General features: G+C 59.6%; 17 protein-coding genes. 11 read left to right on the forward strand and 6 right to left on the reverse strand.

Annotation, left to right across the window (positions count from 1 at the left end; translation table 11 throughout):
- Positions 1 to 9 precede the first annotated feature (9 nt).
- Both blh and adhP read left to right on the forward strand, forming a co-directional pair.
- Positions 10 to 1,299, forward strand: a complete 1,290-nt coding sequence (gene blh, locus EGY12_RS18455) for a bifunctional sulfur transferase/dioxygenase Blh (RefSeq protein WP_123894909.1) — start codon at positions 10 to 12, stop codon at positions 1,297 to 1,299.
- Between the two features lie 209 nt (positions 1,300 to 1,508).
- Positions 1,509 to 2,525 carry an alcohol dehydrogenase AdhP gene (gene adhP, locus EGY12_RS18460; RefSeq protein WP_004928541.1) on the forward strand — a complete coding sequence of 339 codons (1,017 nt, stop codon included), beginning with the start codon at positions 1,509 to 1,511 and terminating at the stop codon, positions 2,523 to 2,525.
- A 67-nt stretch (positions 2,526 to 2,592) separates the two neighbouring features.
- Here the strand turns inward: adhP and EGY12_RS18465 are convergent, their stop codons facing one another.
- A complete protein-coding gene (locus EGY12_RS18465; RefSeq protein WP_123894910.1) occupies positions 2,593 to 4,113 on the reverse strand; it encodes an aldehyde dehydrogenase family protein in 1,521 nt (506 codons plus the stop codon).
- Positions 4,114 to 4,390: 277 nt separating this feature from the next.
- On the opposite strand from EGY12_RS18465, the gene EGY12_RS18470 reads away from it, so the two are divergent.
- Positions 4,391 to 6,166 carry a sigma-54-dependent Fis family transcriptional regulator gene (locus EGY12_RS18470; RefSeq protein ID WP_123894911.1) on the forward strand — a complete coding sequence of 592 codons (1,776 nt, stop codon included), beginning with the start codon at positions 4,391 to 4,393 and terminating at the stop codon, positions 6,164 to 6,166.
- A 55-nt stretch (positions 6,167 to 6,221) separates the two neighbouring features.
- Here EGY12_RS18470 and EGY12_RS18475 read toward each other — a convergent pair whose 3' ends face one another.
- Positions 6,222 to 7,145, reverse strand: coding sequence for an ABC transporter substrate-binding protein (locus tag EGY12_RS18475; RefSeq protein WP_123894912.1), 924 nt, complete (start codon positions 7,143 to 7,145; stop codon positions 6,222 to 6,224).
- 149 nt (positions 7,146 to 7,294) lie between these two features.
- Here EGY12_RS18475 and EGY12_RS18480 point away from each other — a divergent pair, with 149 nt between their 5' ends.
- Positions 7,295 to 8,491 carry an MFS transporter gene (locus tag EGY12_RS18480; protein WP_123894913.1) on the forward strand — a complete coding sequence of 399 codons (1,197 nt, stop codon included), beginning with the start codon at positions 7,295 to 7,297 and terminating at the stop codon, positions 8,489 to 8,491.
- Here EGY12_RS18480 and EGY12_RS18485 read toward each other — a convergent pair.
- Positions 8,488 to 10,581, reverse strand: a complete 2,094-nt coding sequence (locus tag EGY12_RS18485) for a bifunctional diguanylate cyclase/phosphodiesterase (protein WP_123894914.1) — start codon at positions 10,579 to 10,581, stop codon at positions 8,488 to 8,490. The genes EGY12_RS18480 and EGY12_RS18485 overlap by 4 nt on opposite strands.
- 898 nt (positions 10,582 to 11,479) lie before the next feature.
- Between EGY12_RS18485 and EGY12_RS18490 the strand changes: the two genes are divergently transcribed.
- Positions 11,480 to 14,515, forward strand: a complete 3,036-nt coding sequence (locus EGY12_RS18490; RefSeq protein WP_123894915.1) for an autotransporter outer membrane beta-barrel domain-containing protein — start codon at positions 11,480 to 11,482, stop codon at positions 14,513 to 14,515.
- Positions 14,516 to 14,569: 54 nt separating this feature from the next.
- On the opposite strand, the gene EGY12_RS18495 is transcribed toward EGY12_RS18490, so the two are convergent.
- Together EGY12_RS18495 and EGY12_RS18500 are read right to left on the reverse strand one after the other, a co-directional pair.
- Positions 14,570 to 14,866 carry a DUF1330 domain-containing protein gene (locus EGY12_RS18495; protein ID WP_123894916.1) on the reverse strand — a complete coding sequence of 99 codons (297 nt, stop codon included), beginning with the start codon at positions 14,864 to 14,866 and terminating at the stop codon, positions 14,570 to 14,572.
- Between the two features lies 1 nt (position 14,867).
- On the reverse strand, positions 14,868 to 15,662 hold the full coding sequence (locus tag EGY12_RS18500) for a GntR family transcriptional regulator (protein WP_253722859.1): 795 nt from the start codon (positions 15,660 to 15,662) through the stop codon (positions 14,868 to 14,870).
- A 338-nt stretch (positions 15,663 to 16,000) separates the two neighbouring features.
- Between EGY12_RS18500 and EGY12_RS18505 the strand changes: the two genes are divergently transcribed.
- From EGY12_RS18505 to EGY12_RS18530, 6 genes are all read left to right on the forward strand, one after another.
- On the forward strand, positions 16,001 to 16,603 hold the full coding sequence (locus tag EGY12_RS18505; protein ID WP_033648297.1) for an amino acid synthesis family protein: 603 nt from the start codon (positions 16,001 to 16,003) through the stop codon (positions 16,601 to 16,603).
- Positions 16,575 to 17,402, forward strand: coding sequence for an alpha/beta fold hydrolase (locus EGY12_RS18510; RefSeq protein WP_123894917.1), 828 nt, complete (start codon positions 16,575 to 16,577; stop codon positions 17,400 to 17,402). Before EGY12_RS18505 ends, EGY12_RS18510 begins: the two co-directional genes overlap by 29 nt.
- Positions 17,389 to 18,318, forward strand: coding sequence for a flavin reductase family protein (locus tag EGY12_RS18515; RefSeq protein ID WP_123894918.1), 930 nt, complete (start codon positions 17,389 to 17,391; stop codon positions 18,316 to 18,318). The genes EGY12_RS18510 and EGY12_RS18515 overlap by 14 nt, the downstream gene beginning before the upstream one ends.
- A gap of 19 nt (positions 18,319 to 18,337) precedes the next feature.
- Entirely contained in the window at positions 18,338 to 19,375 is a 1,038-nt protein-coding gene (locus tag EGY12_RS18520; protein WP_123894919.1) for an LLM class flavin-dependent oxidoreductase, read from the forward strand.
- An 11-nt stretch (positions 19,376 to 19,386) separates the two neighbouring features.
- Positions 19,387 to 20,853: an aldehyde dehydrogenase gene (locus tag EGY12_RS18525; protein WP_123894920.1), complete on the forward strand. Its 1,467-nt coding sequence runs from the start codon at positions 19,387 to 19,389 to the stop codon at positions 20,851 to 20,853.
- A gap of 162 nt (positions 20,854 to 21,015) precedes the next feature.
- A complete protein-coding gene (locus EGY12_RS18530) occupies positions 21,016 to 22,401 on the forward strand; it encodes a cytosine permease (RefSeq protein WP_123894921.1) in 1,386 nt (461 codons plus the stop codon).
- Here the strand turns inward: EGY12_RS18530 and pqqF are convergent.
- Positions 22,398 to 24,722, reverse strand: coding sequence for a pyrroloquinoline quinone biosynthesis protein PqqF (gene pqqF / locus EGY12_RS18535; protein WP_123894922.1), 2,325 nt, complete (start codon positions 24,720 to 24,722; stop codon positions 22,398 to 22,400). The genes EGY12_RS18530 and pqqF overlap by 4 nt on opposite strands.
- Position 24,723: the final 1 nt, after the last annotated feature.

The raw sequence follows: 24,723 nt of genomic DNA on the forward strand, positions 1-24,723 counted from the left end.
GAAAAAAACATGCGCATTCGCACTTACCACCCTCAGCTCTCCTTTTCGGGCGCGCCTGAAGCGAGTGATTTCAAGGCGCTGTCGCAACAGGGCTACCGCCTTATCGTCAACAATCGGCCGGACGAGGAGCCGGGGGCGTATCTTGACCATCGGCAAGAGAAAGCGTTGGCTGAACAAGAGAGGATGCGCTACGTCTATCTCCCTTATACGTTCGATACGCTCACCTGGGAGACCGTTTACACCTTCCAGTTTCTGCTGCGGCAAGGCAAGAAAACCTTGGCGCACTGCAGAAGCGGGGCTCGATCTGCCTGCCTTTCCCTGCTGTATGCGCTGCGCGAAGGCCAGATAGATGAAGCGCAGTTTCGCCGCCAATGCGACGAATACGGCGCGGACGCCGATAAGGCGCTCAGCTGGTATGGCAAGCATCGGTCCGTGCAGGCCACGGCGGAAGTTCACGCGTTTTATGAGCCGGAAAGTGGCAGCCTGCAGTATGTTGTCGCCGATCCCGAGGCGCGCCGCTGTGCGATTATCGATCCGGTGCTGGATTTTGACCGCCGATCGGGCACGGTCTCGCATCAACAGGCCAACGAGATTCTGAATTTTGTCCACCAACGAGGGTGGGGAGTGGCCTGGGTGCTGGATACGCATCCGCACGCCGATCATTTTTCAGCCACTGCCTGGCTGGCGGAGAAAACCGGTGCCTTCACCGGCATCGGCGAGAAAATTACCGCCGTTCAGGGGCTGTGGGAAGAGATCTATAATTTAAAAGATCTGCCTGCAGCCAATACCGTCTGGGATGTGCTGTTTGCGGACGGGGACGTCTTTTTTATCGGCAACCTGCGCGCTGAAGTCTTGCTGTCTCCAGGACACACCCTGGCTTCCGTCACTTACTATATTGCGGATGCGGCGTTTATTCACGATACGTTCTTCATGCCGGACAGCGGCACTGCAAGGGCCGATTTTCCTGGCGGCAATGCGGAAGCCTTGTGGGAGTCATTGCAGCGGATCCTGAGCCTGCCGGCGGATACCCGCCTGTTCACCGGCCATGATTACCGTCCGGCGGGGCGAGAGGCCCGTTGGGAAAGCACCGTGAGAGAGCAGCGCGAGAACAACCCCTGGGTAGTCAACATGGATAAATCCCGATTCGTTGCGCAAAGAAAGCAGCGGGATGCCAAGCTGCCGCATCCGGAACTTATGTTGATGGCGCTGCAGGTCAATATTCGCGGCGGCGTTCTGCCGGACTGTGAAGACGATGGGCAACACTATCTCAAAATACCCGTGAATCGATTTAAGGGGTGAATCAAGCCATAGATACGCGATCGTTGCCCGCCGCTGGGCGGCTGTCAATCCGAATGAGATCGCGCCGTCTGTTAATTGTTTTTTATGAAATAATCATGCTGATTCATATTTAATTATTTGTTTTTACACAAAACATGCGGCGCTTGCCCTCACCGAATACAGTCACTACATTAACAACTGTACTTCCCATTTCTGCTAAGGAAAACACCATGAAAGCTGCCGTAGTGACGAAAAACCATACTGTAGACATTCAGGATAAAGTGCTGCGCCCGCTGAAGCACGGCGAGGCGGCGTTGAAAATGGAGTGTTGCGGGGTATGCCACACCGATTTGCACGTGAAAAACGGTGATTTCGGCGAGGTGCCGGGCATTACGTTGGGGCATGAGGGCATCGGCGTGGTCTCCGCCGTCGGTGAGGGCGTCACCTCGTTAAAAGTGGGTGACCGCGCCAGCGTCGCCTGGTTTTACCAGGGTTGCGGCCATTGCGAATACTGCGTCAGCGGCAACGAAACCCTGTGCCGCTCAGTGAAAAACGCCGGTTACAGCGTCGACGGTGGCATGGCGGAAGAGTGCATCGTGGTGGCGGACTACGCGGTAAAAGTGCCGGACGGGCTCGATTCTTTCGCCGCGAGCAGTATCACCTGCGCCGGCGTCACCACCTACAAGGCGGTGAAGATTTCCGATATCAAACCGGGGCAGTGGATCGCCATCTATGGCCTGGGCGGTCTGGGCAACCTGGCGTTGCAGTATGCCAAGAACGTGTTTAACGCCAAAGTGATCGCCATCGATGTCAACGACGGCCAGCTGGAGTTCGCCAAACAGATCGGTGCCGATCTGACCATCAACTCCAAAACGCAAAATGCGGAAGAGATCATTCAGCAGCAAACCGGCGGCGCTCACGCGGCGGTGGTGACGGCGGTGGCGAAAGCGGCCTTCAACTCGGCGGTGAATGCGGTGCGCGCCGGCGGTAAAGTGGTGGCCGTGGGGCTGCCGCCGGAGAGTATGGATCTGAGCATTCCGCGCCTGGTGCTCGACGGTATACAGGTGGTGGGCTCGCTGGTGGGCACGCGTGAAGATCTGAAAGAGGCGTTCCAGTTCGCCGCCGAAGGAAAAGTGACGCCTAAAGTGACAAAACGGCCGCTGGGCGATATCAACGCCATCTTCGACGAAATGAAGGCGGGCACCATTCGCGGTCGCATGGTGATCGATCTCGGTATGGCGAAATAAATCACGCCATCAACCATGCCAAATAAGAAGGCCACCTGCGGGTGGCCTTCTTGTTGTTACGCCCGACTCAGAACAGGCCCAACGGTTTGGCGTCGTAGCTGACCAGCAGGTTTTTCACCTGTTGATAGTGCGACAGCGCCGCCTTGTGGGTTTCGCGCCCGATACCGGAGTTCTTGTAGCCGCCGAACGCGGCGTGCGCCGGATACAGGTGGTAGCAGTTGGTCCACACGCGGCCCGCCTTGATCGCGCGGCCCATGCGGTAAGCGCGGTTGATGTCGCGGGTCCACAATCCTGCGCCCAGTCCGAACTCGGTGTCGTTGGCTAGCGCGAGCGCTTCGGCCTCGTCTTTAAAGGTGGCGACGCCGATCACCGGCCCGAAGATCTCCTCGCGGAAGAAGCGCATGCTGTTGTTGCCGGTAATCAACGTCGGCTGCAGATAGAAACCGTTTTGCAATTCATCCCCGTGCTGCGTGCGTTTGCCGCCGGCGAGAATGTTGCCGCCTTCATTCTTGGCGATGTCGATGTAGGACAGGATCTTATCGTATTGCTCCTGTGACGCCTGCGCGCCGAGCATGGTGTCGGTGTCGAAGGGGTCGCCTTGGCGGATGGTGGCAATGCGCGCGAGCACTTTCTCCATAAACTGCGGATAGATAGACTCTTCGATCAGCGCACGTGAAGGACAGGTGCAGACCTCACCCTGGTTGAAGAAGCCGAGCACCAGTCCCTCAACCGCCTTGTCGATGAACTCCGGTTCCGCCTGCATGATGTCGGCGAAGTAGATATTGGGCGATTTGCCGCCCAGCTCGACGGTGCTGGGGATGATGTTTTCCGCCGCGCAGGCGAGGATATGGCGGCCGACCGGTGTGGAGCCGGTGAACGCGATCTTCTCGATGCGTTTACTGCGCGCCAGCGCTTCGCCGGCCTCTGCGCCAAAGCCTTGCACCACGTTGAGCACCCCCGGCGGCAGCAAGTCGCCGATCTCTTCCATCAGCACGCTGATGCCGAGCGGGGTCTGTTCCGCCGGTTTCAGCACCACGCAGTTACCGGCTGCCAACGCCGGCGCCAGTTTCCAGGCAGCCATCAGCAACGGGAAGTTCCACGGAATGATCTGGCCGACCACGCCCAGCGGCTCATAGATATGGTAGGCCACTGTGTTCTGGTCGATCTCCGCCGCGGTGCCTTCCTGCGCGCGCAGGCAACCGGCGAAGTAGCGGAAATGGTCGACCGCCAGCGGTAGATCGGCGTTCAGGGTTTCACGGATCGGTTTGCCGTTGTCCCAGGTTTCGGTCAACGCCAGCATCTCCAGCCGCGCTTCGATGCGATCGGCGATGGCCAGCAGCACGTTGGAACGTTCCTGCACGCTGGTTTTGCCCCAGGCGTCCGCCGCCGCATGCGCCGCATCGAGCGCCAGTTCGATGTCCTTGGCGTCGGAACGCGGGAATTCGGCGATCGGCTGGCCGGTCACCGGCGAGGTGTTGGTGAAGTAGTTGCCGGATACCGGTTCGACGAATTTGCCGCCAATGTAGTTGCCATAGCGTTTGCGGAACGAAACCAGCGAGCCAGGCAAACCGGGGTGGACATATTTCATGTGAAGCACCTCTCTGCAGATGATAACCGGCGCTATTGCGCTGCGCCTGTGAGTGCGGCATGCCGCCGCAGCACAGAGAAGCACGCCCCGTGCCAGAGTGAAGAATGGCGAACAAGCTTATTAAAAGTGATTATTTATTATGAGATTAGGAATTCTTGTCACTTGACTAATCGGGCGGCGCCGCCGCTGCCGATGATTTTTTGTGTCCCGTGTCGCAACGACTGATACACATTTGTGATACATATTTGCAACACTCGTGAACGGGGGGGAGAAACGCATGTTGCCTGACGACCGCTTGCCCACTGAGGGCGCCAGTTTACTGACCCGCCCGCTGGCGGAATCCTGGCAGCGCAGCCGGGGCTACGGCCTGACGCGCGCCGATCAGCATATTCCGTTTATCAAAGACGGATTGCTCGACGAGCTGCGCAGCCGCAACGACTGGGTGCCGCAACGGGTACAGCCGCTGATCGAGCAGTTGGGTGCGCAAATTACGCGTCAGCCCGCCATTGTGGTCATTGCCGACGCCGACGGGCTGGTGCTGGAAACCCGCGGCAATACCGACTTTCTGCATAAGGCATCACGCTTTGCGCTGGCGCCGGGCAACCAGTGGGGAGAAGCGGAGCGGGGCACCAACGCCATCGGCACCGCACTGGCGCTGGGCGCTTTCTGCGAAGTGCGCGGCGATCAGCATTTCCTCAACCAAAATGCCGGATTGAACTGCACCGCCGCGCCGATCTACCGGCCGGATGGCCGTATTGCCGGGATATTGGATCTCTCCGCACCCGCGCAGCGGCCGTATCACGATGCACAGCGCCTGATCATGCAGGCGGTGCGGCATATCGAACATCGCTGGGTCAGAAGCGCGATCGCCGATCGTCACTGGACGCTGCGCCTGCACGCCGACCCCGGCAGTCTGGGCAGCGCGCAGGAGCTGCTGCTGGTGTTTCACGACGAAGTGCTGGTCGCCGCCAATCGGCTGGCGATGCTGGAGTTTCAGCTCTCACCGGCCGCATTCGGCTCGGTTGAGTTCGCCCAGCTGTTCCCCGATCTGCTGCGACACCCCTCAGGCGCGCCGTGCCAGACGTTGGCCGGCAATCAGCGGCATTATTATTCGCTGCTCGAGGCGCCGCAGCGCCGCGTCAGCGCCCTGCGTTCGGCACCGCCGGCGGATGGGCATGATGAGCAGCATCAGAAAGCGCTACGCATTCTCAATGCCGGCCTCTCCCTGTGCGTGACCGGCGAAACCGGCTGCGGCAAGGAGCACTTCAGCCGACGCCTGTTTCAGGAGAGCCGCTGGCGCAACGGCAACTTTGTGGCGATCAACTGCGCGGCGCTGCCAGAGCCGCTGATCGAGTCCGAGCTGTTCGGCTATGCGCCGGGAGCGTTTACCGGTGCCAACCCGAAAGGGTATATCGGCAAGATCCGTGAGGCGGACGGCGGTGTGCTGTTCCTCGATGAAATCGGCGACATGCCGGCGGGCCTGCAGACGCGGCTGCTGCGGGTGTTACAGGAAAAAACGGTCACGCCGCTCGGCAGCCGCAGCGTTTATTCGGTCGATTTCGCGCTGGTCTGCGCTACGCACCACGATCTGCAACGGCAGGTAGAGGCGGGGGCGTTTCGCGAAGATTTGCTGTACCGCATACAGGAATACAGCCTGCGCATTCCGCCGCTCAGAGAGCGGGCGCAGCTGGAGGCCTTCATTTTGCAGCTGTGGCGGGAGCTGGGCGGCGAGCGGCGCGGCATTCGGCTGCTGCCGGAGGCGCTGGCGATGCTGGCGCGTTACCCGTGGCCCGGCAACGTGCGCCAACTGCTGAGTACGCTCAAGGTGCTGTTGGCGCTGGCGGACGATCATGCGGTGCTCACCCTGGACGATCTGCCGCAGTCCATCGCGGTGCTGGTGCCACGCCAGGAGAATGCCGATACCGGAGCGGAGGATCTGCAGGCGGCGATCGACGGGGCGGGCGGCAACCTGAGCCGGGCGGCGAAGGCGCTCGGCGTTTCGCGCAGCACGCTGTACCGCAAGTTGGGAAGGCAGAAAGCGGCGGCGGAATGAAACATCGGGATCGATCATCAATAGCCGGTCCCTCGATACGGGGCCGCTTCACGCTTTAATCCCCCAGCCCTGGCGGGTTAATCTCCGAATGGGCGATCTTCTCGTCGCTTTCCGCCCAGCGATCCAACACCTGCAAATAGCTGCCATTGGCGATGGCGCCGTTGATCGAAGCCTGCACTGCGTCCACCAACCCGTTGCCTTTTTTCAGCGTGACGGCAATGTTGGCGGTCTTCGGCCAGCCGCCGGGCACGATGCCGACCAGCCGGGTTTTGCCGGTCAACCGCGACTGGTAAGCGCCGGATACGTTGGGCCCGAAGGTGGCGTCGGCACGGCCTGACTGAATGGCCAGCGTGGAGGCGGCCTTGTCGGTGACGTACACCGGCTGCAGCGGCGCCAATCCCTTGGCGCGGTTCTCCTTGTCCCAGGCCAGCAGCACCGCCTCCTGATTGGTGCCGGAATCGACGATGATCTTTTTACCGGCGATATCCGGCGCGGTGTTGATCTGGGCGATCTTGCTGTCGGATTTGACGTAGAACCCCAGCGTGTCCTGGCGATAGGTGGCGAAATCGAATTTGGTCTTGCGTTCGTTGGTTACGGTGATGTTGTAAACCGCGGCGTCATATTTGCCGGAGGCCACCCCCAGCGGCCAGTCTTCCCACGAGGTAGGCACCAGCTTGAGTTTCAACCCCAAACCGTCGGCCACCAGGCGTGCGATATCCGCCTCGCTGCCGATGACCGTTTTGTTGTCGCGGGCGTACAGGCCGAACGGCGGGCCGCTGCCCAACAGCGAAATGGCCACTGTCAGCGTACCAGGCTCAACGAACCGGAAACCAGCAGGGATTTTGGCGATCGCTTCGGCATTTTTCACCGTGTGGATCGGCGTTTCGTTGGCGACGAGATCGACCCCTGGCGCGGCGGTCGCGGCAGCGGAAAAGCTCAGCAACGCCGCGATGATTTTCATCTTTTTGCTATTTATCATTATGTTAATTACCTTCATTATGAAGAGTGTCACAGAGTCGTTGCACTATCTCTGAAGGCCGCAGGTCTGTGAACGAACAAAATCAACTAACCAATCTTGGAAATGTCATGAAGCGCCGCCGCTGGCGCTGAATCGATTGAGGATGAATTATGCCGTCGCGTTTCGCTACGTTGGGCCGCATACCGCGCGGCGTGTGGGTACTGGGTGGGGTGAGCCTGCTGATGGACGTCTCCTCGGAAATGATCCACAGCCTGCTGCCGCTGTTTATGGCGACGACGCTTGGCGCCAGCGTGATCGTCATCGGGCTGATCGAAGGGCTGGCGGAGGCGACGGCGTTGATCGTCAAGGTGTTCTCCGGCGTGCTCAGCGATTACCTCGGCAAGCGCAAAGGGCTGGCGCTGTTAGGCTATGGTCTGGGCGCTATCAGCAAACCGTTTTTCGCCATCGCGTCGTCGTCCGGCATGGTGATGAGCGCGCGCATGCTGGATCGCGTAGGCAAAGGCATCCGCGGCGCGCCACGCGACGCCCTGGTGGCCGATGTGACGCCGCCGGAAATTCGCGGCGCGGCCTTTGGGCTGCGCCAGTCGCTGGATACCATCGGCGCTTTTCTCGGGCCGCTGCTGGCCGTTGGCCTGATGCTGCTGTGGCACAACGATTTTCGCGCCATCTTCTGGGTGGCGGCGATCCCGGCGGCGTTGGCGATTGCGCTGCTGTTCTTCGGCCTGAAAGAGCCAACCGCCGCGATAATCCACAAGCGCACCAACCCGATTACCCGCGCCAATCTGCGGCTGCTGGGGCGCGGCTATTGGTGGGTGGTGGGCATCGGCGCCGTTTTCACTCTGGCACGCTTCAGCGAGGCGTTTCTGGTGCTGAAGGCGCAGCAGGGCGGCACGCCGCTGGCGTTGATCCCGCTGGTGATGGTCGCCATGAATCTGGTCTACGCCTGTTCGGCCTATCCGTTCGGCAAACTGTCCGACCGCATGAGCCATGAGGGATTGTTAAAAGCCGGTTTGCTGGTGCTTATTGCCGCCGATGTAGTCTTGGCGCTGAGCGACCATTGGGGCGGAGTGCTGTTTGGCGTAGCGCTATGGGGGGTACATATGGGTATGACGCAGGGGCTATTGGCGGCGATGGTGGCGCATACCGCGCCGGCGCACCTGCGTGGCACCGCGTTCGGCATGTTCAACCTGATCAGTGGCGTGGCGCTGCTGTTGGCGAGCCTGGGGGCCGGCATACTGTGGGAGCTGGTCGGTTCTGCCTCCACGTTTTACGCCGGGGCCGTCATTTGCGTGGTGACGCTGCTGGGCATGCAGCTGGCGCCTTTCGACAAACGGCAGGACGCTTAACGGCCGTCGACAGGCTGAGCCATCGCCTGCAGCAGTTCGGGTACCCGTTGGGACTCCACCGCCCGGCTGAACAGAAAACCCTGGCCGATGTGGAAACCGGCCTCGCACAGCGTCTGCCGCTGCTGTTCGGTTTCCACTCCCTCGGCGATGATATCGATCGACAGCTTTTGACCGAGAATGCCGATGCTTTCCACGATCGCCAGGATCGCCGGTTCGGTATTCATACGTTGGATAAAGTCGCAGTCCAGCTTAATACAATCCAGCGGGTAATCCATGATATGGCTGAACGAAGAGTGGCCGGTGCCGAAATCGTCCAGCGCGATGCGGATGCCCATCTCCTTGAGCATTTGCAACGCGCGCAGCACGTACTTTGAGCCGTGCTTGTTGAAGGCGTGTTCGGTCACTTCCAGTTCGATCAACTGGTGAGGAATGTGAAACTTCAACAGGCGCTGCAGGAAAGTCTCGGCGTAGTTGTCGCGCAAAAACTCGATCGGCGACACGTTCAGCGAAATGGGCCGCACCGCCACGCCGGCCGCGCGCCAGCGGGCGATGTCGGCGAAGACCTTAAGCTGCATGGCTTCGCTGATCTTGGTCGCCAGCTCATAGTCGTTAAACGCCTCGCTCACCGTCGCCGGCAGCTGCACGCCGTTGATCGGGCAGTGCCAGCGCAGCAGCGCCTCAAAGCCGACGATGCTGCCGTCGGTCAGGCTGACTTTGGGTTGGTAGCTGGGACGGATGCAGTTGTCGCGCACGATCTGGCGCGCGTAGTTGAGCTGGCTGGCGCGGGCGCGCGCCTTGTCCATCATCTTGCTATCGAACATGTAGACCCCGCCGCGGCCGCCGTCTTTCAGCTCATACAGCGCGGTATCGGCGCACTTCATCAGTTCCGAAGCGTCGCGGGCGTCTTTGGGGTAGATGGCGCCGCCGATGCTCATGCCGCAATGCAGAGTCTTGCCGCCGTGGGTGATAGGCGTCTCCAGCTGCAGTAGAAACTTGTTGGCGATGCGGAAAATATCCTGTTCGTTTTCGACGTCGCTAATCACCACGGCGAATTCGTCACCGCCGAGGCGAGAGACGAACGAATGCGTGTTCATGCAGGCGCTGAGTCTTTTACCCAGAATTCGCAACAAATGATCGCCCGCCGCATGGCCCAGCGTGTCGTTCACCAGCTTGAAGTGGTCGAGATCCAACAGCATCAGCCCGAGCGACCTGTTGCCGTGCAGGGCGCGTTTCATCTCTTGCTTCAGCTTTTTCTTGAATAGGCGACGATTGGGCAGGCCGGTCAATTCGTCATATTCGCTGGCAAGCAACAGGCGTTGTTCCATCACGCGTTGCGAAGTCACGTCGCGCGAGACGCACAAGATCTCGGTCACGGCGCCATGCTCATCGCTGACCGGCGTGAGAATGTTGTCCCAGTGCTGTTTTTTACCCTGCGGCGTTATGCTCAATCCCGTGAAGCGCGCATTTTTTCCGGCTCTGACGTTGCGCAGCGCCTCGCGGCCGCGGCGTCGGATTTCGGGCGACAGCAGGCCCAGCCAGGGCATGCCAAACTCTTTTTGCGCCGGATCAAGGCCGAGTGCCAGGCTGCCGGAGCGGTTCATGTGGTGCAGCGTGCCGTCATGGTTGATCACTTTGATGCAGTCGACGCTGGCGTCCAGCATGTCTTGTTGGATAGAGAGCGCCTGAACGTTCTGCTGGCGCTGCAGCATTTGCGGATGGATATCGGTCGCCGTGAGATACCAGCTGGGCTCCAGCGCCATGCCATCCTGACGAGCGTTAAACGCCAGCATGAACCAACGGTAGGCGCCGCTGCGATCGCGCAGGCGGGCCTCGCCGGCGAACGAGGAGAGGGCGACAATCGCCTGGCGCCATTGTGTGGCCAACCGTTCGCGATCGTCGGGATGCAGGGCATCGAGCCAATCGGCGGCACCGTGTTCATCGGCGGTTGCACCGGTATAGTCGCGCCACTGCTTATTGAAGTAACCGCCAAGGCGGTTGCCGAAGCAAATCAGACCGGGCAAGTCGTCTACGATTTCGCTATAGAGATCAATCGGATTTTTGTTATTGGTCTGCTTGGGCAACAGGGTCATGCGGTATTTCCTCGGAAAATTACCCATATTCTCTCTCTATAGCAGAGCCTCGTTCAATATAGTCTTGCCAATGAAAATGGGAATAGCCAGCGGGCGCGGCTAAAAATCGGCCCGCTAGCATGGAATACATCCAGCGTGAACGCATTAGGAATATTCCTGTTATTTATAAGCTTCCCTTATATTGCGGAGAGAAATAAGTGATCCGACCACGAGGTTATACTGCCGCAAAAAGTAATCAATCTTGATGTTTCTATTTGGCGAAATGTTCAGTCGCCATGATGTTCTGCCGAACGGTATTCGGCCTGCTCTATGCGCTAACACTGACAAAAACCTCACTCATGACGGTGATAAACGCCATTTTATGCACTCTGAGGTGGTCGTCAGGTCGCTTTCTCCGGGGGCTCGCCTGAAAATACATGATGCAAATCAAGAAATGTTTTGTTTCATATGTTGACACTTTGCTTACGTATGAGATAGCCTCGCGAATGAAAATCATTAACAAAATTGGATGATTGAGCGAGATGCACCCACTCTCTGATTCTTGTGCTCCGGCCGGATGGCCAAGCTGCCCCGGCGTAACGGCGCCGATAAGCGTACATTCGCCTCCTGTTTGCATCTCTGCACCATAGGTGCCAAGCGCGGCGTCTGCTCGCACACATTTTCGTCACTCAGCATGTCTTCTCATGCGGCCCGCATCGGGTCTGCATGGGCTATCTGTCGTTTCAGGATCGAGGGAGGTCGCAGGGCGGTTAAAACGTAAGTTTTCTTCTGGGTATAAATAAACATGGAGCGTAAAATGAAACTTAATAAGAAATTGAAGTTAGCGTATTGCGTTTTTCTGGGCTGTTATGGCCTATCCATTCATTCTTCTCTTGCCGCTTATCAGGATCCTGGTCAATTGGGTTCCCCCGGCAGTTGGAAAACCGCAGAGTTTAACCGCCAATGGGGGCTTGAGGCTATTTCCGCAGAATTCGCTTATGCCAGAGGGTATACCGGAAAAGGTGTGACCATCGGCATTATCGACAATGCCATTCTTTCCCATTCTGAATTCGCCGGGAAACTGACGCGACTGGATAACGGCAGTTATAATTTCTCATATGATAAACAGGACAATATGTCTTTCGGCGATCACGGCACGCACGTGGCCGGTATTGCCGCGGCTAAAAGAGATGGCACCGGTATGCACGGTGTGGCTTTTGACGCAGATATTATCGGCACGAAATTGAATGACTACGGTAACAGCAATGGCCGCGAAGCGTTGATCCAGAGCGCGGCTCGCGTTATCAACAACAGTTGGGGGATTGCACCGGACATTCGGCGAGACGCCAAAGGCGATATCATTTGGCTACCGAACGGCAGACCGGACTACGTGGCATTCGTTAAAGGCGACGTGATCGCTGAGATGATGCGCAGCAAGGCCAGCGTGGAATGGGGCAGTGAACAACCGGTGCCTACCGGCGCGCACAGCGCCATGTCGACGCTGCTGCGGGCGGCCCGGCACGGTAAGCTGATCGTCTTCTCGGCGGGCAATTACAACAACTACAATATTCCCGAAGCGCAAAAGTCGCTGCCTTACGCCTTCCCGGACGTATTGAATAATTACCTGATCGTGACCAACCTGAGTGACGAAAATCATTTAAGCGTCTCATCGACCAGCTGCGGACAGACGGCCAGCTACTGCGTATCTGCGCCGGGTTCCGATATTTACAGTACCGTCGGCCGGTTGGAGTCCAATACCGGCGGTGCCGTCAATCGCGAAGCCTATAATAAGGGCGAGTTGTCGCTCAATCCCGGCTACGGATATAAATCCGGCACCTCAATGGCGGCGCCGCATGTCACCGGTGTTGCCGCCGTATTGATGCAACGCTTCCCTTATATGAGCGCCGATCAAATATCCACGGTCATTAAAACTACCGCCACAGATTTGGGCGTGGCCGGCATTGATAATTTATTCGGTTGGGGACGAGTCAATTTACGTGATGCGATCAACGGCCCGAAAATGTTTATTACCAAAGAGGATATCCCGCAGGAATATTATGTGCCGGGCTCTTACAGTGAAAAACAGTTCGTGGCGAATATCCCCGGGCTGGGGAATATCGTTGAAGCGGGCACCTCGGTTGAGCGGCGTTGCACGTCGAGCGAATGCGACTACGATGCGTGGAGCAATGACATCGGTGGCCACGGCGGTTTGACCAAAACGGGCGCCGGCACACTGGCTCTGTTGGGCAACAATACCTACGGCGGCGATACCTGGGTGAAACAGGGCACGCTGGCAATCAATGGATCTGTGGCGTCCAACGTCTATATCGAAAATAGCGGCACGTTGGCCGGTGACGGCACTGTGAGCGCTTTCCGGGCCGTTCGGGGCGGCAGCGTTGCGCCGGGTAACGGCATCGGCACGCTGCACGTGTTGCACGACGCCATTTTTGATCGTGGATCGCAGTATAACGTTGAGATCGCGGATAATGGCCGCAGCGATAAAATCGAAGCGCGGCGAGCCTTCCTGAACGGTGGCAGCGTGAACGTCAGCCTGGAGCACAGCAAGAACCTGCTGTCGCAGAATGAAGCGCAAAGTCTGTTGGGCAACAAATATATCATCCTGACGACGACAGACGGCGTCAACGGCCGGTTTGAAAACGCGAATCCGGCATATCCGTTCGTGAACGTGGCGCTGGATTATCAGGGCAATGATGTCGGCCTGGGGATCACGCGTACCGCCGCGCGTTTTGACAGCCTGGCGAGTACCGAGAACGAGAAAGCGGTGGCCCGCGCGGTGGAAACGCTCAACGCGACGGAACCGGTCACGGAAACGGCCAAACGCAGCGTGGCGGCGCCTGCTGCTGAAGCGTTAAACGCACGGCAAAGTGATGAAGGCAATGCACAAGCCGTGACCGAAGAGGCGAGCTTCGTGGCCGGCCATCCGGTGTATGAAAGCTTCCTCGGGTTCACGTCGGCCGGAGAACTGCAACAGGCGACTCGTCAACTGTCTGGCCAGATCCACGCGGATATGGCTTCTGCTCAGATCAACGAAAGTCGCCATCTGCGCGATACCGCCATCGAGCGCTTGCGCCAGGCGGAAGGCCGCCGCATCGCTTCCGATATCAAAGCGGATGACAACGGCACCTGGGCGAAACTGCTGGGCACTTGGGGGCATGCTTCCGGCAACGACAACGCCGCCGGTTATCAGACATCCACCTACGGCGTTTTGTTAGGGCTCGACAGTGAACTGTTTAACGACGGCCGGCTTGGGGTGATGACCGGGTATACCCGCACCTCGCTGGATGGCGGTTATCAGTCAGACGCTCACAGCGACAACTACCATCTGGGGCTGTACGGCAACAAACGCTTCGGCGCATTAGCGCTGCGGGCGGGGGGCACTTATACCTGGCATCGCATCGACACCTCGCGCTCGGTGAACTACGGCGCGCAGTCGGATCGCGAGAAGGCAGGTTATAACGCGCGCACCGGCCAGCTGTTTATCGAAAGCGGTTACGACTGGACGAACGACATGGTCAATCTTGAGCCATTCGCCAACCTGGCGTATACCCACTATCGTAACGAGGGGATCAATGAGGATGGTGGGGCGGCGGCGCTGCGTAGCGACAAACAAAGTCAATCCGCCACCGCTTCGACGCTGGGGCTGCGCGCAGATACACAATGGCAGGCCGATAGCGTGGCGATCGCGCTGCGCGGCGAGCTGGGTTGGCAGCACCAGTACGGCAAGTTGGAGCGCAAAATGCAGCTGATGTTCAAACGCACCGATGCGGCGTTCGACGTGAACAGCGTGCCGGTTTCCCGCGATGGCGCGGTGCTGAAGGCGGGCGTCGACGTTTCGGTCAACAGAAACGCCGTCTTGTCCCTCGGTTACGGCGGGCAGCTGTCGTCCAACCATCAGGACAACAGCGTCAACGCCGGCCTGACCTGGCGCTTCTGATCGCGTTTACCCCGTTTGACCTTACTCGGCCTCCATCGTAACGATGGGGGCTTTTTACTGGGTGAGCGGCAGGCCGTCGACGATCGTAATCATGGCTTCCGCCACGTGGCGCCGCTGTTGTTTCGCCAACTGATAGGCCGGCGAATGATAGCAGGCTAACGCGGTGGCGTAGTCGTCGAATTCGATCAGCACATGCTTCACAAACGCCGGGCCTTCCAGCGTTTGTGCCTGTTCGCCGCGGGCGAGAAAACGGGCGTTGTACTGGCGAAACGCCTGGGGCGCCAAATCCATATAATGCTGATATTGCTTTGGATCTTTCACGGTGACATGGGCAATCCAGTAAGCGGGCATCTCAAGACTCCTGTTGCAGAATGCGTTTGGCCAGCGCGGCGGCCTCAGTCAGGTGAGCGATGACTTCTTGCCTGGCCTGCGTCGGATTGTTTCGTTCGATGGCGTGGTAGATCCGCGTCATGCGTTCGAAACCGGCCAGCTGACGCTCCGGGGTTTTCAGGGTCAGGGCGCGCAGGCGGCTGATGCGGCTGTTCAAACGCTGCACGATTTCCCAGGCGATGGCGTGATGGGCCACCTGGAAAATGGTTTCATAAAAGGCCTGCGACGCTTCAACACGCTGAATATCGTCCAGCCCGGCCGAAGCCTGATTAATCGCAATTAATTTTTCATGCAGTTTCTTTTTATCTTCCGGCCCGGCTTTTAAGGCGCAGTCGTGAGCGGCATCCTGTTCAAGCAGCAGGCGAATATTATAAACCTGCTCGGCAATTTCCCAGGTCAGAATAGCGACAATCGGTCCTTTCTTGCCGAGCGTTTCAATGAGCCCCTCCGCTTCGAGATAACGGATGACCTCGCGCACCACGCTGCGGCTGACGCCCAGCTCCTCGCACAGGCTGCGTTCCACCAAACGATCGCCGGCCTGAAAATACCCTGAGATAATCGCCTGCCTAATTTTCGCCAATGCCAATTCGCGCAAGGTGACCGGTGCATTCTCAATCTTCAATGACGCCTGAACCATAATTGTCTCTATTTTTTGTGGATCATCATTAATCCGGATAACGACGCGTATTCCCGTTTGCCCGGTACTATTAACATCTTTCCAACCCGCAAAGCAACGGCGGCCGATTTTGCGCCGCATCGCCAAAACGGTGAATGTTGCAGCAGCTCACAAAATCGAAAGATAGCCTAAAAAAACCGCTTTTCGTTGCCGATACCCGCAGGCTCAACGGGTTCGACGTCAGCGCACGCCGCTGAACGGGAACCGTCGTGGCCGCCGTTTCTCGACCGAGTAGAGTACCCAGTTTTTTATTAATATATTGATTAATAATCATTATTTTTAATTTCTCTCTGTCGCCACACCTAAAATCAAGAATACCGTATTATGGTATACCAAATTTTGACATGCCAATCTTCCCGATGTTATACCCTCGACTCGCGACATCTGATTAACATTTGATTTACTTTTCGAGGTCCCTTATGCATCAAGACATTCGCAAGACCCTGGTTTCGACAGAAACCCTCTATGCCGACGGTGGCAAGTCGGCGGGCAAACCACTGGTGATGATCGCCGCGGCGGCGGTGATTAAAAATCCCTGGGCCGGGCAAGGCTTTGTTGAGGATCTGGCGCCCAAGATTCGAGAAATGGCGCCGGTGCTGGGTGAGCTGCTGACCGGTTTGATCCTCAAGGAGGCCGGCTCCGGCGAGCGGGTGGAAGCCTTCGGCAAAAGTGCGGTGGTGGGGTTGGGCGGCGAGCTGGAACACGCCTCGGCGCTGATTCACACGCTGCATTTCGGCAACCACTATCGCTCGGCGGTCAACGGCAAAAGCTATCTGGCGTTCAACAATACCCGTGGGCCGGCCAACGCGCCGATCCTGATCCCGATGATGGGGAAAAACGATGAAGGCAGCCGCGAGCACTACCTGACATTCCAGTTCAACATCAACGACGCGCCCTTCGACGACGAGATCGTCATCGCACTGGGTGCGGCGCTGGGGGGGCGGCCGCATCATCGTATCGGCAACCGTTATTTGGATCTGAAAGAGCTGGGCCATGATCAGAACAATCCGGCAGCTGTCTGAGCCCGCTCTGCGGGTGGGGTATCTGGAGGCCGGGCGTGGCGAGCCGTTGGTGTTGATCCACGGCGTAGGCATGAATGCGGAGGCCTGGTATCCCCAGCTCGATGCGCTTAGCGCGCACTTTCGGGTCATCGCCGTCGATATGCCGGGCCACGGCAAAAGCGAAGGCTTCGCCCACGCCGCGACGCTGGAGGATTACGTGCGCTGGATGGCGGCCTTCTTAAACACCCTGGATGTGCCGAGCGTTGCGGTGGCTGGGCATTCGATGGGGGCGTTGATCACCGCCGGTTTGGCGATCGATTATCCGGAGCGGGTCAATCGCGCTGTGGTGATGAGTGGCGTGTTTCAGCGTTCAGCGCAGGCCAGCGCCGCGGTCGCGCAACGCGCCAGCGCGTTGGCCTGCGGCCAGACGCAGCTTGACTCGCCGCTGAGCCGGTGGTTTGGCGCCGATCCCGCCGAACAGCGTCTGCGCCGGCAGGTGGGTGGCTGGTTGCAACAGGTGGACATAGCGGGTTATGCCCGTGCTTATCAGGCGTTTGCCACCGGCGATCGGGTGTATGCCCAGCGTTGGCACCTTATCCGTTGCCCGGTGTTGGTGCTGACCGGCGAGCACGACGCTAACTCCAGCCCGGAGATGGCGCGGCAAATGGCGCAGGCCGCACCGAACGGGCGCGCCGTGATCATTGAGAACGCCAAACACATGGTCAGTCTGACCGATGCGCAACGCGTCAACGCGCTGATGCTCGACTTTCTGACCGCAGAGCAACCTTTGACTTTAGGAGCGGCAAATGGACGCGGATAAACGCAGGCAGTTGCGCGACGCTTTCGGCGCTTTTATGACCGGTGTCACCATTGTGACCTCGATAGACAAGCAAGGGCAGCCGATTGGCTTCACCGCCAATTCGTTTTCGTCGGTGTCCCTGGATCCGGCGCTGCTGTTGGTGAGCATCGATAAACGTTCGGCGAACCTGGAGAATTTTACCCAGTGCAGCCACTTCGCCATCAATATTCTGGCGGAACAGCAAAAAGAGGCTTCAACCATTTTTGCGCAAAAGAACGAAGACCGCTTTGCGCTGATCGATTGGCGCTGGAGCGCGTCACGGGTGCCGCTGATCGATAACAGTTCGGCGTGGTTCGACTGCTCGCTGCATCAGGTGGTGGACGCCGGTGACCATGCCATTCTGATCGGCAAGGTCGAAGGGTTCGAGTCCAATGCTACCGCCGGTTTGGGATATTACCGCGGCGCTTATTTCACGCCTTATCAAAACGCCCAGTCGCTGATTGGCGGGCCACAGGTGGTGGTGAGCGCGCTGATCGAATTTGAAGGGCATGCCGTGATGGTACGGCAAAACGACGGCGGCTATCAGCTGCCGTCCAGCACGGTGGAAAAACGCAGCGTCAGCGAAACGTTGGGGGATTTGCTGCAGCAGTTGGGCATCAACGCCCATCCGGGCTTCGTCTATTCCGTCTATGACGATCGGCAGAAACACCAGCAACACATCGTTTTTCTGTGTGCGCTGCCGACCGACGCCGGTAGCCTGACGCCGCAGCTGAGTGCGGCGGAATGGTTCGACATGCCGACGCTGGCGCGGCTGCCGATCAAGGATCCGGCGCTGCAGTCGATGCTGGGCCGATTCGTCAAAGAAAACGCCGTGGGCAATTACGGTATCTATTATGGCGATGAGCACAGCGGTGCCATCAAGCAATTCGCCGGTTGAGGCTGAACGGGAGAGTGTGATGAAACTGTCTTTATTCGTGCATATGGAACGAACGTTACCCGAAGAGTCGCAGGAAAAGCTCTACCAGGAGATGATCGAACTCTGCGAAATCGCCGATCGCGGCGGCATGCACGCCATCTGGACCGGTGAGCACCACGGCATGAATTTTACCATCGCGCCGAATCCGTTCATCAATCTGGCGGATATTGCCCGGCGCACCTCTCGGGTGCGGCTCGGCACCGGCACCATCATTGCGCCGTTCAATCACCCGATCCGTCTGGCGGGTGAGGCGGCGATGACCGACATCATCACCGGCGGCAGGCTGGAGCTGGGCATCGCGCGCGGCGCTTATTCCTATGAATACGAACGGCTGATGCCCGGTTTGACCGCCTGGGATGCCGGGCAGCGCATGCGTGAGCTGATCCCGGCGGTGAAAAAACTCTGGCAGGGCGACTATGCCCATCAGGGGGAGTACTGGTCATTCCCGGCGACCACCTCCTCACCGCTGCCGAAACAGCAGCCGCATCCGCCGATTTGGGTGGCAGCGCGCGATCCCAACAGCCACGAATTTGCGGTGCAAAACGGCTGCAACGTTCAGGTTACGCCGTTGCATCAGGGTGAAGAGGAGATCGTGCGGCTGGTGACCTGTTTCAACGAGGCGCGCGCCCGCTTCGCCGCCGATCAGCCGCTGAAGATCATGCTGTTGCAGCATGGCTACGTGGCGGAGGACGAGGCGGACGCTCGCCAGGCGGCGGAAGAGCTCAACCGTTTCTACCACTACTTCGGCGCCTGGTTCAAGAACCAGCGGCCGGTGCGGCAAGGGCTGATTCAGCCGCTGAGCGATGAAGAGATCGCAGCCAATACCTATTACTCCGCCGACATGATGCGCGCCAACCTGGCTATCGGCACCGCCAATGAGGTCATTACGCGGCTGAAAAAATATGAGGCGCTGGGTTATGACGAATTTGCGTTGTGGATCGACAGCGGCATGAGCTTTGCGCGTAAAAAGGCCTCTCTGGAGCGGTTCATTCGCTGCGTGATGCCGGAATTTCACTAACGGAGGCGCTGATGGAATCGTTCAAACTCTACATCGACGGCCGATTTGACGCCGGTTCGGCGACCTTCGCCTCGCTCAACCCGGCGACCGGTGAACCCTGGGCGCAGATAGCGGAAGCCCGCGCTCAGGATGTGGATCGCGCCGTTGCGGCGGCGCACCGGGCGTTCCAGGGGGCCGAGTGGCGCGACATGACCGCCGGCGCGCGCGGCAAGCTGTTGTTGCGGCTGGCCGACTTGCTGGAACAGCACGCTCCCGAGCTGGCGCGGCTGGAGACGCTGGATACCGGCAAGATCATCCGGGAAACCCAAGCGCAGATCGCTTACGTGGCGGAGTACTACCGGTACTACGCCGGCTTGGCCGACAAGATGGAAGGCAGCGTGCTCGCGATCGACAAACCCGACATGGAAACCTGGGTACGACGCGAACCGATCGGGGTAGTGGCGGCGATCGTTCCCTGGAACAGCCAGCTGTTTCTCGCGGCGGTGAAAATCGGCCCGGCGATCGCCGCCGGCTGCACGCTGGTGGTCAAGGCGGCAGAAACCGCGCCGGCGCCGCTGCTGGCGTTCGCCAAACTGATAGACGAGGCCGGTTTTCCGCGTGGCGTGTGCAATGTGATCACCGGCTTTGCCGCCGAATGCGGCGCGGTGCTGACGGCGCATCCGCAGGTAGACCATATCGCCTTTACCGGCGGCGCGGAAACCGCGAAGCACATCGTCCGCGGCAGTGCGGAAAATCTCGCCAGCACCTCGCTGGAGCTGGGGGGGAAATCGCCGTTTATCGTCTTCGACGACGCGGATCTGACCAGCGCGGCGAATGCGCAGGTGGCGGCCATTTTCGCCGCGTCGGGCCAGAGCTGCGTAGCCGGCTCGCGCCTGCTGGTGGCGGAAAGCATCAAAGACGCGTTCCTGGCCCGGCTGACGGAGAAGGTGCGCAACATCCGCATCGGGCCGCCGGATCGTCCGGATACCCAGTTCGGGCCGCTGTGCACCAGGCAGCAGCAAGAACGAATCGCCGCCATCGTCAGCCGTTCGCTGGAGCAGGGGGCGAAACTGGTGATTGGGCATACGACGATCGATTCACCGGGCTTTTACTACCCGCCGACGATCGTCGATTGCAGCGGACACCCCGATGCCGAGTGCGTTAAGCAAGAGCTGTTCGGCCCGGTGCTGTCGGTGTTGACCTTCAGGAACGAAGCGGAGGCGATTCAGCTTGCCAATGACTCAGCCTATGGCCTGGCGGCCGGCATTTTCACGCAGAACCTGACGCGCGCGCATCGGGTAACGCGTCGTCTGAGGGTGGGCGTGGTGTGGCTCAACACCTATCGGGCGGTATCGCCGCTGGCGCCGTTTGGCGGCTACGGCAAGTCGGGGTTTGGTCGCGAAGGCGGGATGGACGCTGCGCTGGAATACACCACCAGCAAGACGGTATGGCTGCGCACCAGTGACGATCCGATAGACGATCCCTTCGTCATGCGCTGAGTCAGCGCAAACAGGCGCGATCCCAGATCGCGCCGGCAACCCTGTATTCATCGCGTTGATACCGGCGACGGCAATGTCGCCGGGGCAAGCGCACGCTTTTTTCGACGTATTCGCACCCTACACGCTGTAAAAAAATAATAATCCACGTTAACCGGGGGATATATGAATTCTCAGCCAGAGCAGACCGCGTTTATTGAAGACAAGTCGATCGATTTTGTTCCCGCCGGGGAGCGTCATGGCCACGCCCGCAGCCTGTTCACCCTGTGGTTTTGCACCAACATTGCGCCGCTGGCGGTAGTGACCGGGGCCATCTCCACGCAGACGTTTCATCTCGATATTCTCTCGGCGCTGAGCGCGATTATCGCCGGCCATCTGTTCGGCGGTATTTTTCTGGCGCTGACCTCGGCTCAGGGGCCGCAGGTCGGGATACCGCAAATGGTGCAGAGCCGGGCGCAGTTCGGCCGTTACGGTTCGCTATTGGTGATCGTATTTGCCACGGTGATCTATCTGGGGTTCTTTATTTCTAACATCACGCTTTCGGGCAAGGTCATCCATAACGTCATTCCGTCGTTGAACATAGGTGTGGCCACGGTGATTGGCGCAGTGCTGGCGACGCTGATCGGGGTGGTGGGCTACCGTTTCATCCACAAGATCAACAAAGTTGGCGCCTGGGTGATGGGCAGCGCGCTGATTCTCGGATTGATATTGATGTTTTCTCAACCGATGCCGGCGGATTTTTGGCAACGTGGGTCGTTCAGCATTGCCGGTTGGTTCGCCACGTTCTGCATCGGCGCCGTCTGGCAAATCAGCTTCTCGCCCTACACGTCAGACTATTCGCGCTACCTGCCAGCGGAAGTCGGCATTGCCAAACCCTTCCTGTATACCTACTTCGGTGCCTGCAGCGGCACCATTTTAGCCTTCGTGTTCGGCATGGTGGCGGTCAATCTGGTCGCCGGCAGCGACGATGCCATGGAGGCGGTGCGCCAGGCGACGGGAGGGTTGGGGCCGGTACTGATGGTGCTGTTTCTGATCAACATCATCTGCCATAACTCAATGAATCTGTACGGTGCGGTGCTGTCGCTGATTACCGCTGTACAAACCTTCTTACCGCAGTGGATGCCGAATGCGCGTATACGTACGCTGTTCTCGGCAATGATTTTGCTGGGAACGGTATGGGTGGCGCTGGTTGCCTCGGCCAACTTCGTTCATCTGTTCCTGAATCTGATCTTTGCTCTGATCTCGGTGCTGATCCCGTGGTGCATGATCAACCTGATCGATTTTTACCTGCTTAACCGTCAGCGCTATGACATCTCGGCTATTTTCAGCGCCGACGGTGGGCGCTATGGCCTGCTCAACACCCGCGCGCTCGGCGTTTATTTCGGCGGTATTGCGGTGCAGGTGCCTTTCGTTGAGAACGCGTTTTTCTCCGGCCCTTACGCCAATCTGATCCCGGGCGCAGACATTTCCTGGGTGATCAGCATGGTGCTGACCGGCATCGCCTACCCATTGTGCTGTACACGGCGGGCTAACTGGGCGGTACAGGTTTAAGCGCCCTCGATCCGGAAGATCCGTTGCTGCCAGCTTCGCAGCTGCACCGCCGGCATGGTAGCCACCCGCGCCACTGCGGGGCGATTCTCCAACGCGATTTCCCGCGCGCGCTGCAGCGGCGCGGCGCTGAGGCGCTGCAAGTTTTGCCGCAACGCTTGTTGCGTTTGCTCCAGCTCGCCAGCGCCCACATGCGCCAGTACATGGCGCATCTGCAATAAGAATTCGGCAGTTAACTGTTGCAGCTGTTCAACGGCGAACGTGGGGGATTGTAGCGCGAACATCAGGCCTTCGGCATCGGCGCAGCGGTGCAAGGCGCATTGCACCACGTAGCCAACGTTGCGTTCCACGCGCAGCCGCTGGAAGTAACGCGGTGCGTAAAGCTGGGCCAGCACGCGCAGCGCCCAACGTCCTTCGGCTTCCTCGCTTGGCAGCGGATAAAACTGCAGCAGGGCGTGCTCGGCACCGCTTTCCGTCAGCGTGAAGGGACGATGGAGCTGATGTGTCGGCATCTGGGGCTCTGCGGCCACGGAATAGGGGAAGTCGCACAGCAGGTGCGACAGCTGCTGTTTTAATTCGCTATCGCCGCCGATTAAGGTGGCGTGCCACCGAGTCGCCGTGGCTATCGGTGCGCTGAGCGCCGTCGGCAATTGGGCTAGCAGGCGGCGAATGGCGATATCGTTTTGCTCTTTCAGCTGCGTATGGCGCAGATTTCTCGCCGCCTCGTTGAGGATGGCCGGCGTGAGTGCCGCCAGCGCCCGGTTCACTACGCTCAGTCCGTGACAGATCATCGCGTTGCTGCCCGCCAGCTGCAGCAGCCACACGCCCTGATGGCGTTCGAAGCTTAAATGCCCCTCCCGATGCGCCAGCTCTGCCGCCCCGGTGCGCAGCGCCGCCTGCCAGCCGTAGGCTTGTTCGTCGCTGAAGGCGCTGGACGGCGCCGGCCGCAGCAGCAGCACCGGCTGCGGCTCTCCGGGTAGCAGGTGCCGCAGCGGCGCCTGGCCGGAAGACAATGACGGGATCGGCAGCGCCGCCGAGGAGGAGAAAAAGCGGAAAGGTTCCGCTGTAGAATTCAGCTCGGCGCCGGCGAAGGCGCCAAGCGCCAGCGGCAGCCCCTGAATTTCACGGGTTTCACTGTCGCCTTCGGGCCGCACGGCCAGGCGACGACGCGGCGCGTTAATCAGCGCCGCAATATGCCGTGACCAATCGTCGTCTTCCTCCGCCGGTGGCAGCCCAAGCGCTCTGGCACGCAGCTGATCGAGCGGCGCCAAACGGTGGAAATCGCGATTTGCCAGCTGCCCATAATGCGCAAGCTGAGCCGGCGCCAGCGCCTGCAGCGCTCGCAGCCACGCCAGCAGCGCGCTTTCGATCTGGGCGGCTTCAGCGGCTGAACCGTGATTGAGGGTAAAGATAAAACTCAGCAGTGCGCTGTTCTCGCTGCAGCGTGAATAATCCAGCCGAACGGCGTCGCACCACGCCTGAGCGCGCAGGCGGGCCAGCAGCCCGCCGGAGGCTTCGTCCAGCAGCAGGCGCTCCAGCCGCCGCAGCCAACCGCGGGAATGGGAACGCGGTAGGGCAAATACCAGTCTCAGCTGCGGTGTGCCGGGAAGAGACAGGGTGTGATCTTCCGCCGCGGTCAGCGACGGTGAAGCTTCATGCTGTGTGGCGCTGCCCGGAGGCAAACTGCTGCCGTAGCGCTGCGCCAGCGCATGCAGCTGCGCCAGCGACTGCGGGCCTTGCAGCCACAGCGTCATGTTGGGCGCGCGAAAATAGCGCTGGTGAAACTGCCGCAGCGCTTGCTGCAAGGCGGAAATGTCGTTGCCGAAGGCGGCGCGGCTGCCGATATGAAAACGGTGCAATGCTTCCAGGCCGCCGAACATCTGCCGCTGCGCGGCATCGCAGCAGGTTTCACCATCGGCGCGCAGCAGGCGGTATTCGGCATCGATGACCTCGATTTCTTGCACGATCGCCTCAGTTGCCAGCAGAGGCGCGGCGAGCATATCGCTCAGACGCGCCAGCCCCGGTGCCAAATGCTCGGCGCCCACCTCGAAGAAAAATGCGGTTTGCGTGGCCTGGGTGGTGGCATTCAGCCGGCCACCGGCCGATGGAACCCAGCCCATCAGGCCATCTTGTGCGCTGAAATTCGCGCTGCCGCGAAACAGCATATGCTCCAGCAGATGCGCCAGACCAGGCCAGGCGACGGGCGCTTGAAAGCTGCCGGCTTCTATGCGCACCAGCGCGGCGGCGCCGGTAGCGGTAGGGTCGCTTATCGCCTTGACGCCCAAACCGTTGTCGAATTGCCACGAGGCAGCGGTGAGCGTCATC

The sequence above is a fragment of the Serratia sp. FDAARGOS_506 genome (assembly GCF_003812745.1).
Lineage (GTDB): Bacteria > Pseudomonadota > Gammaproteobacteria > Enterobacterales > Enterobacteriaceae > Serratia.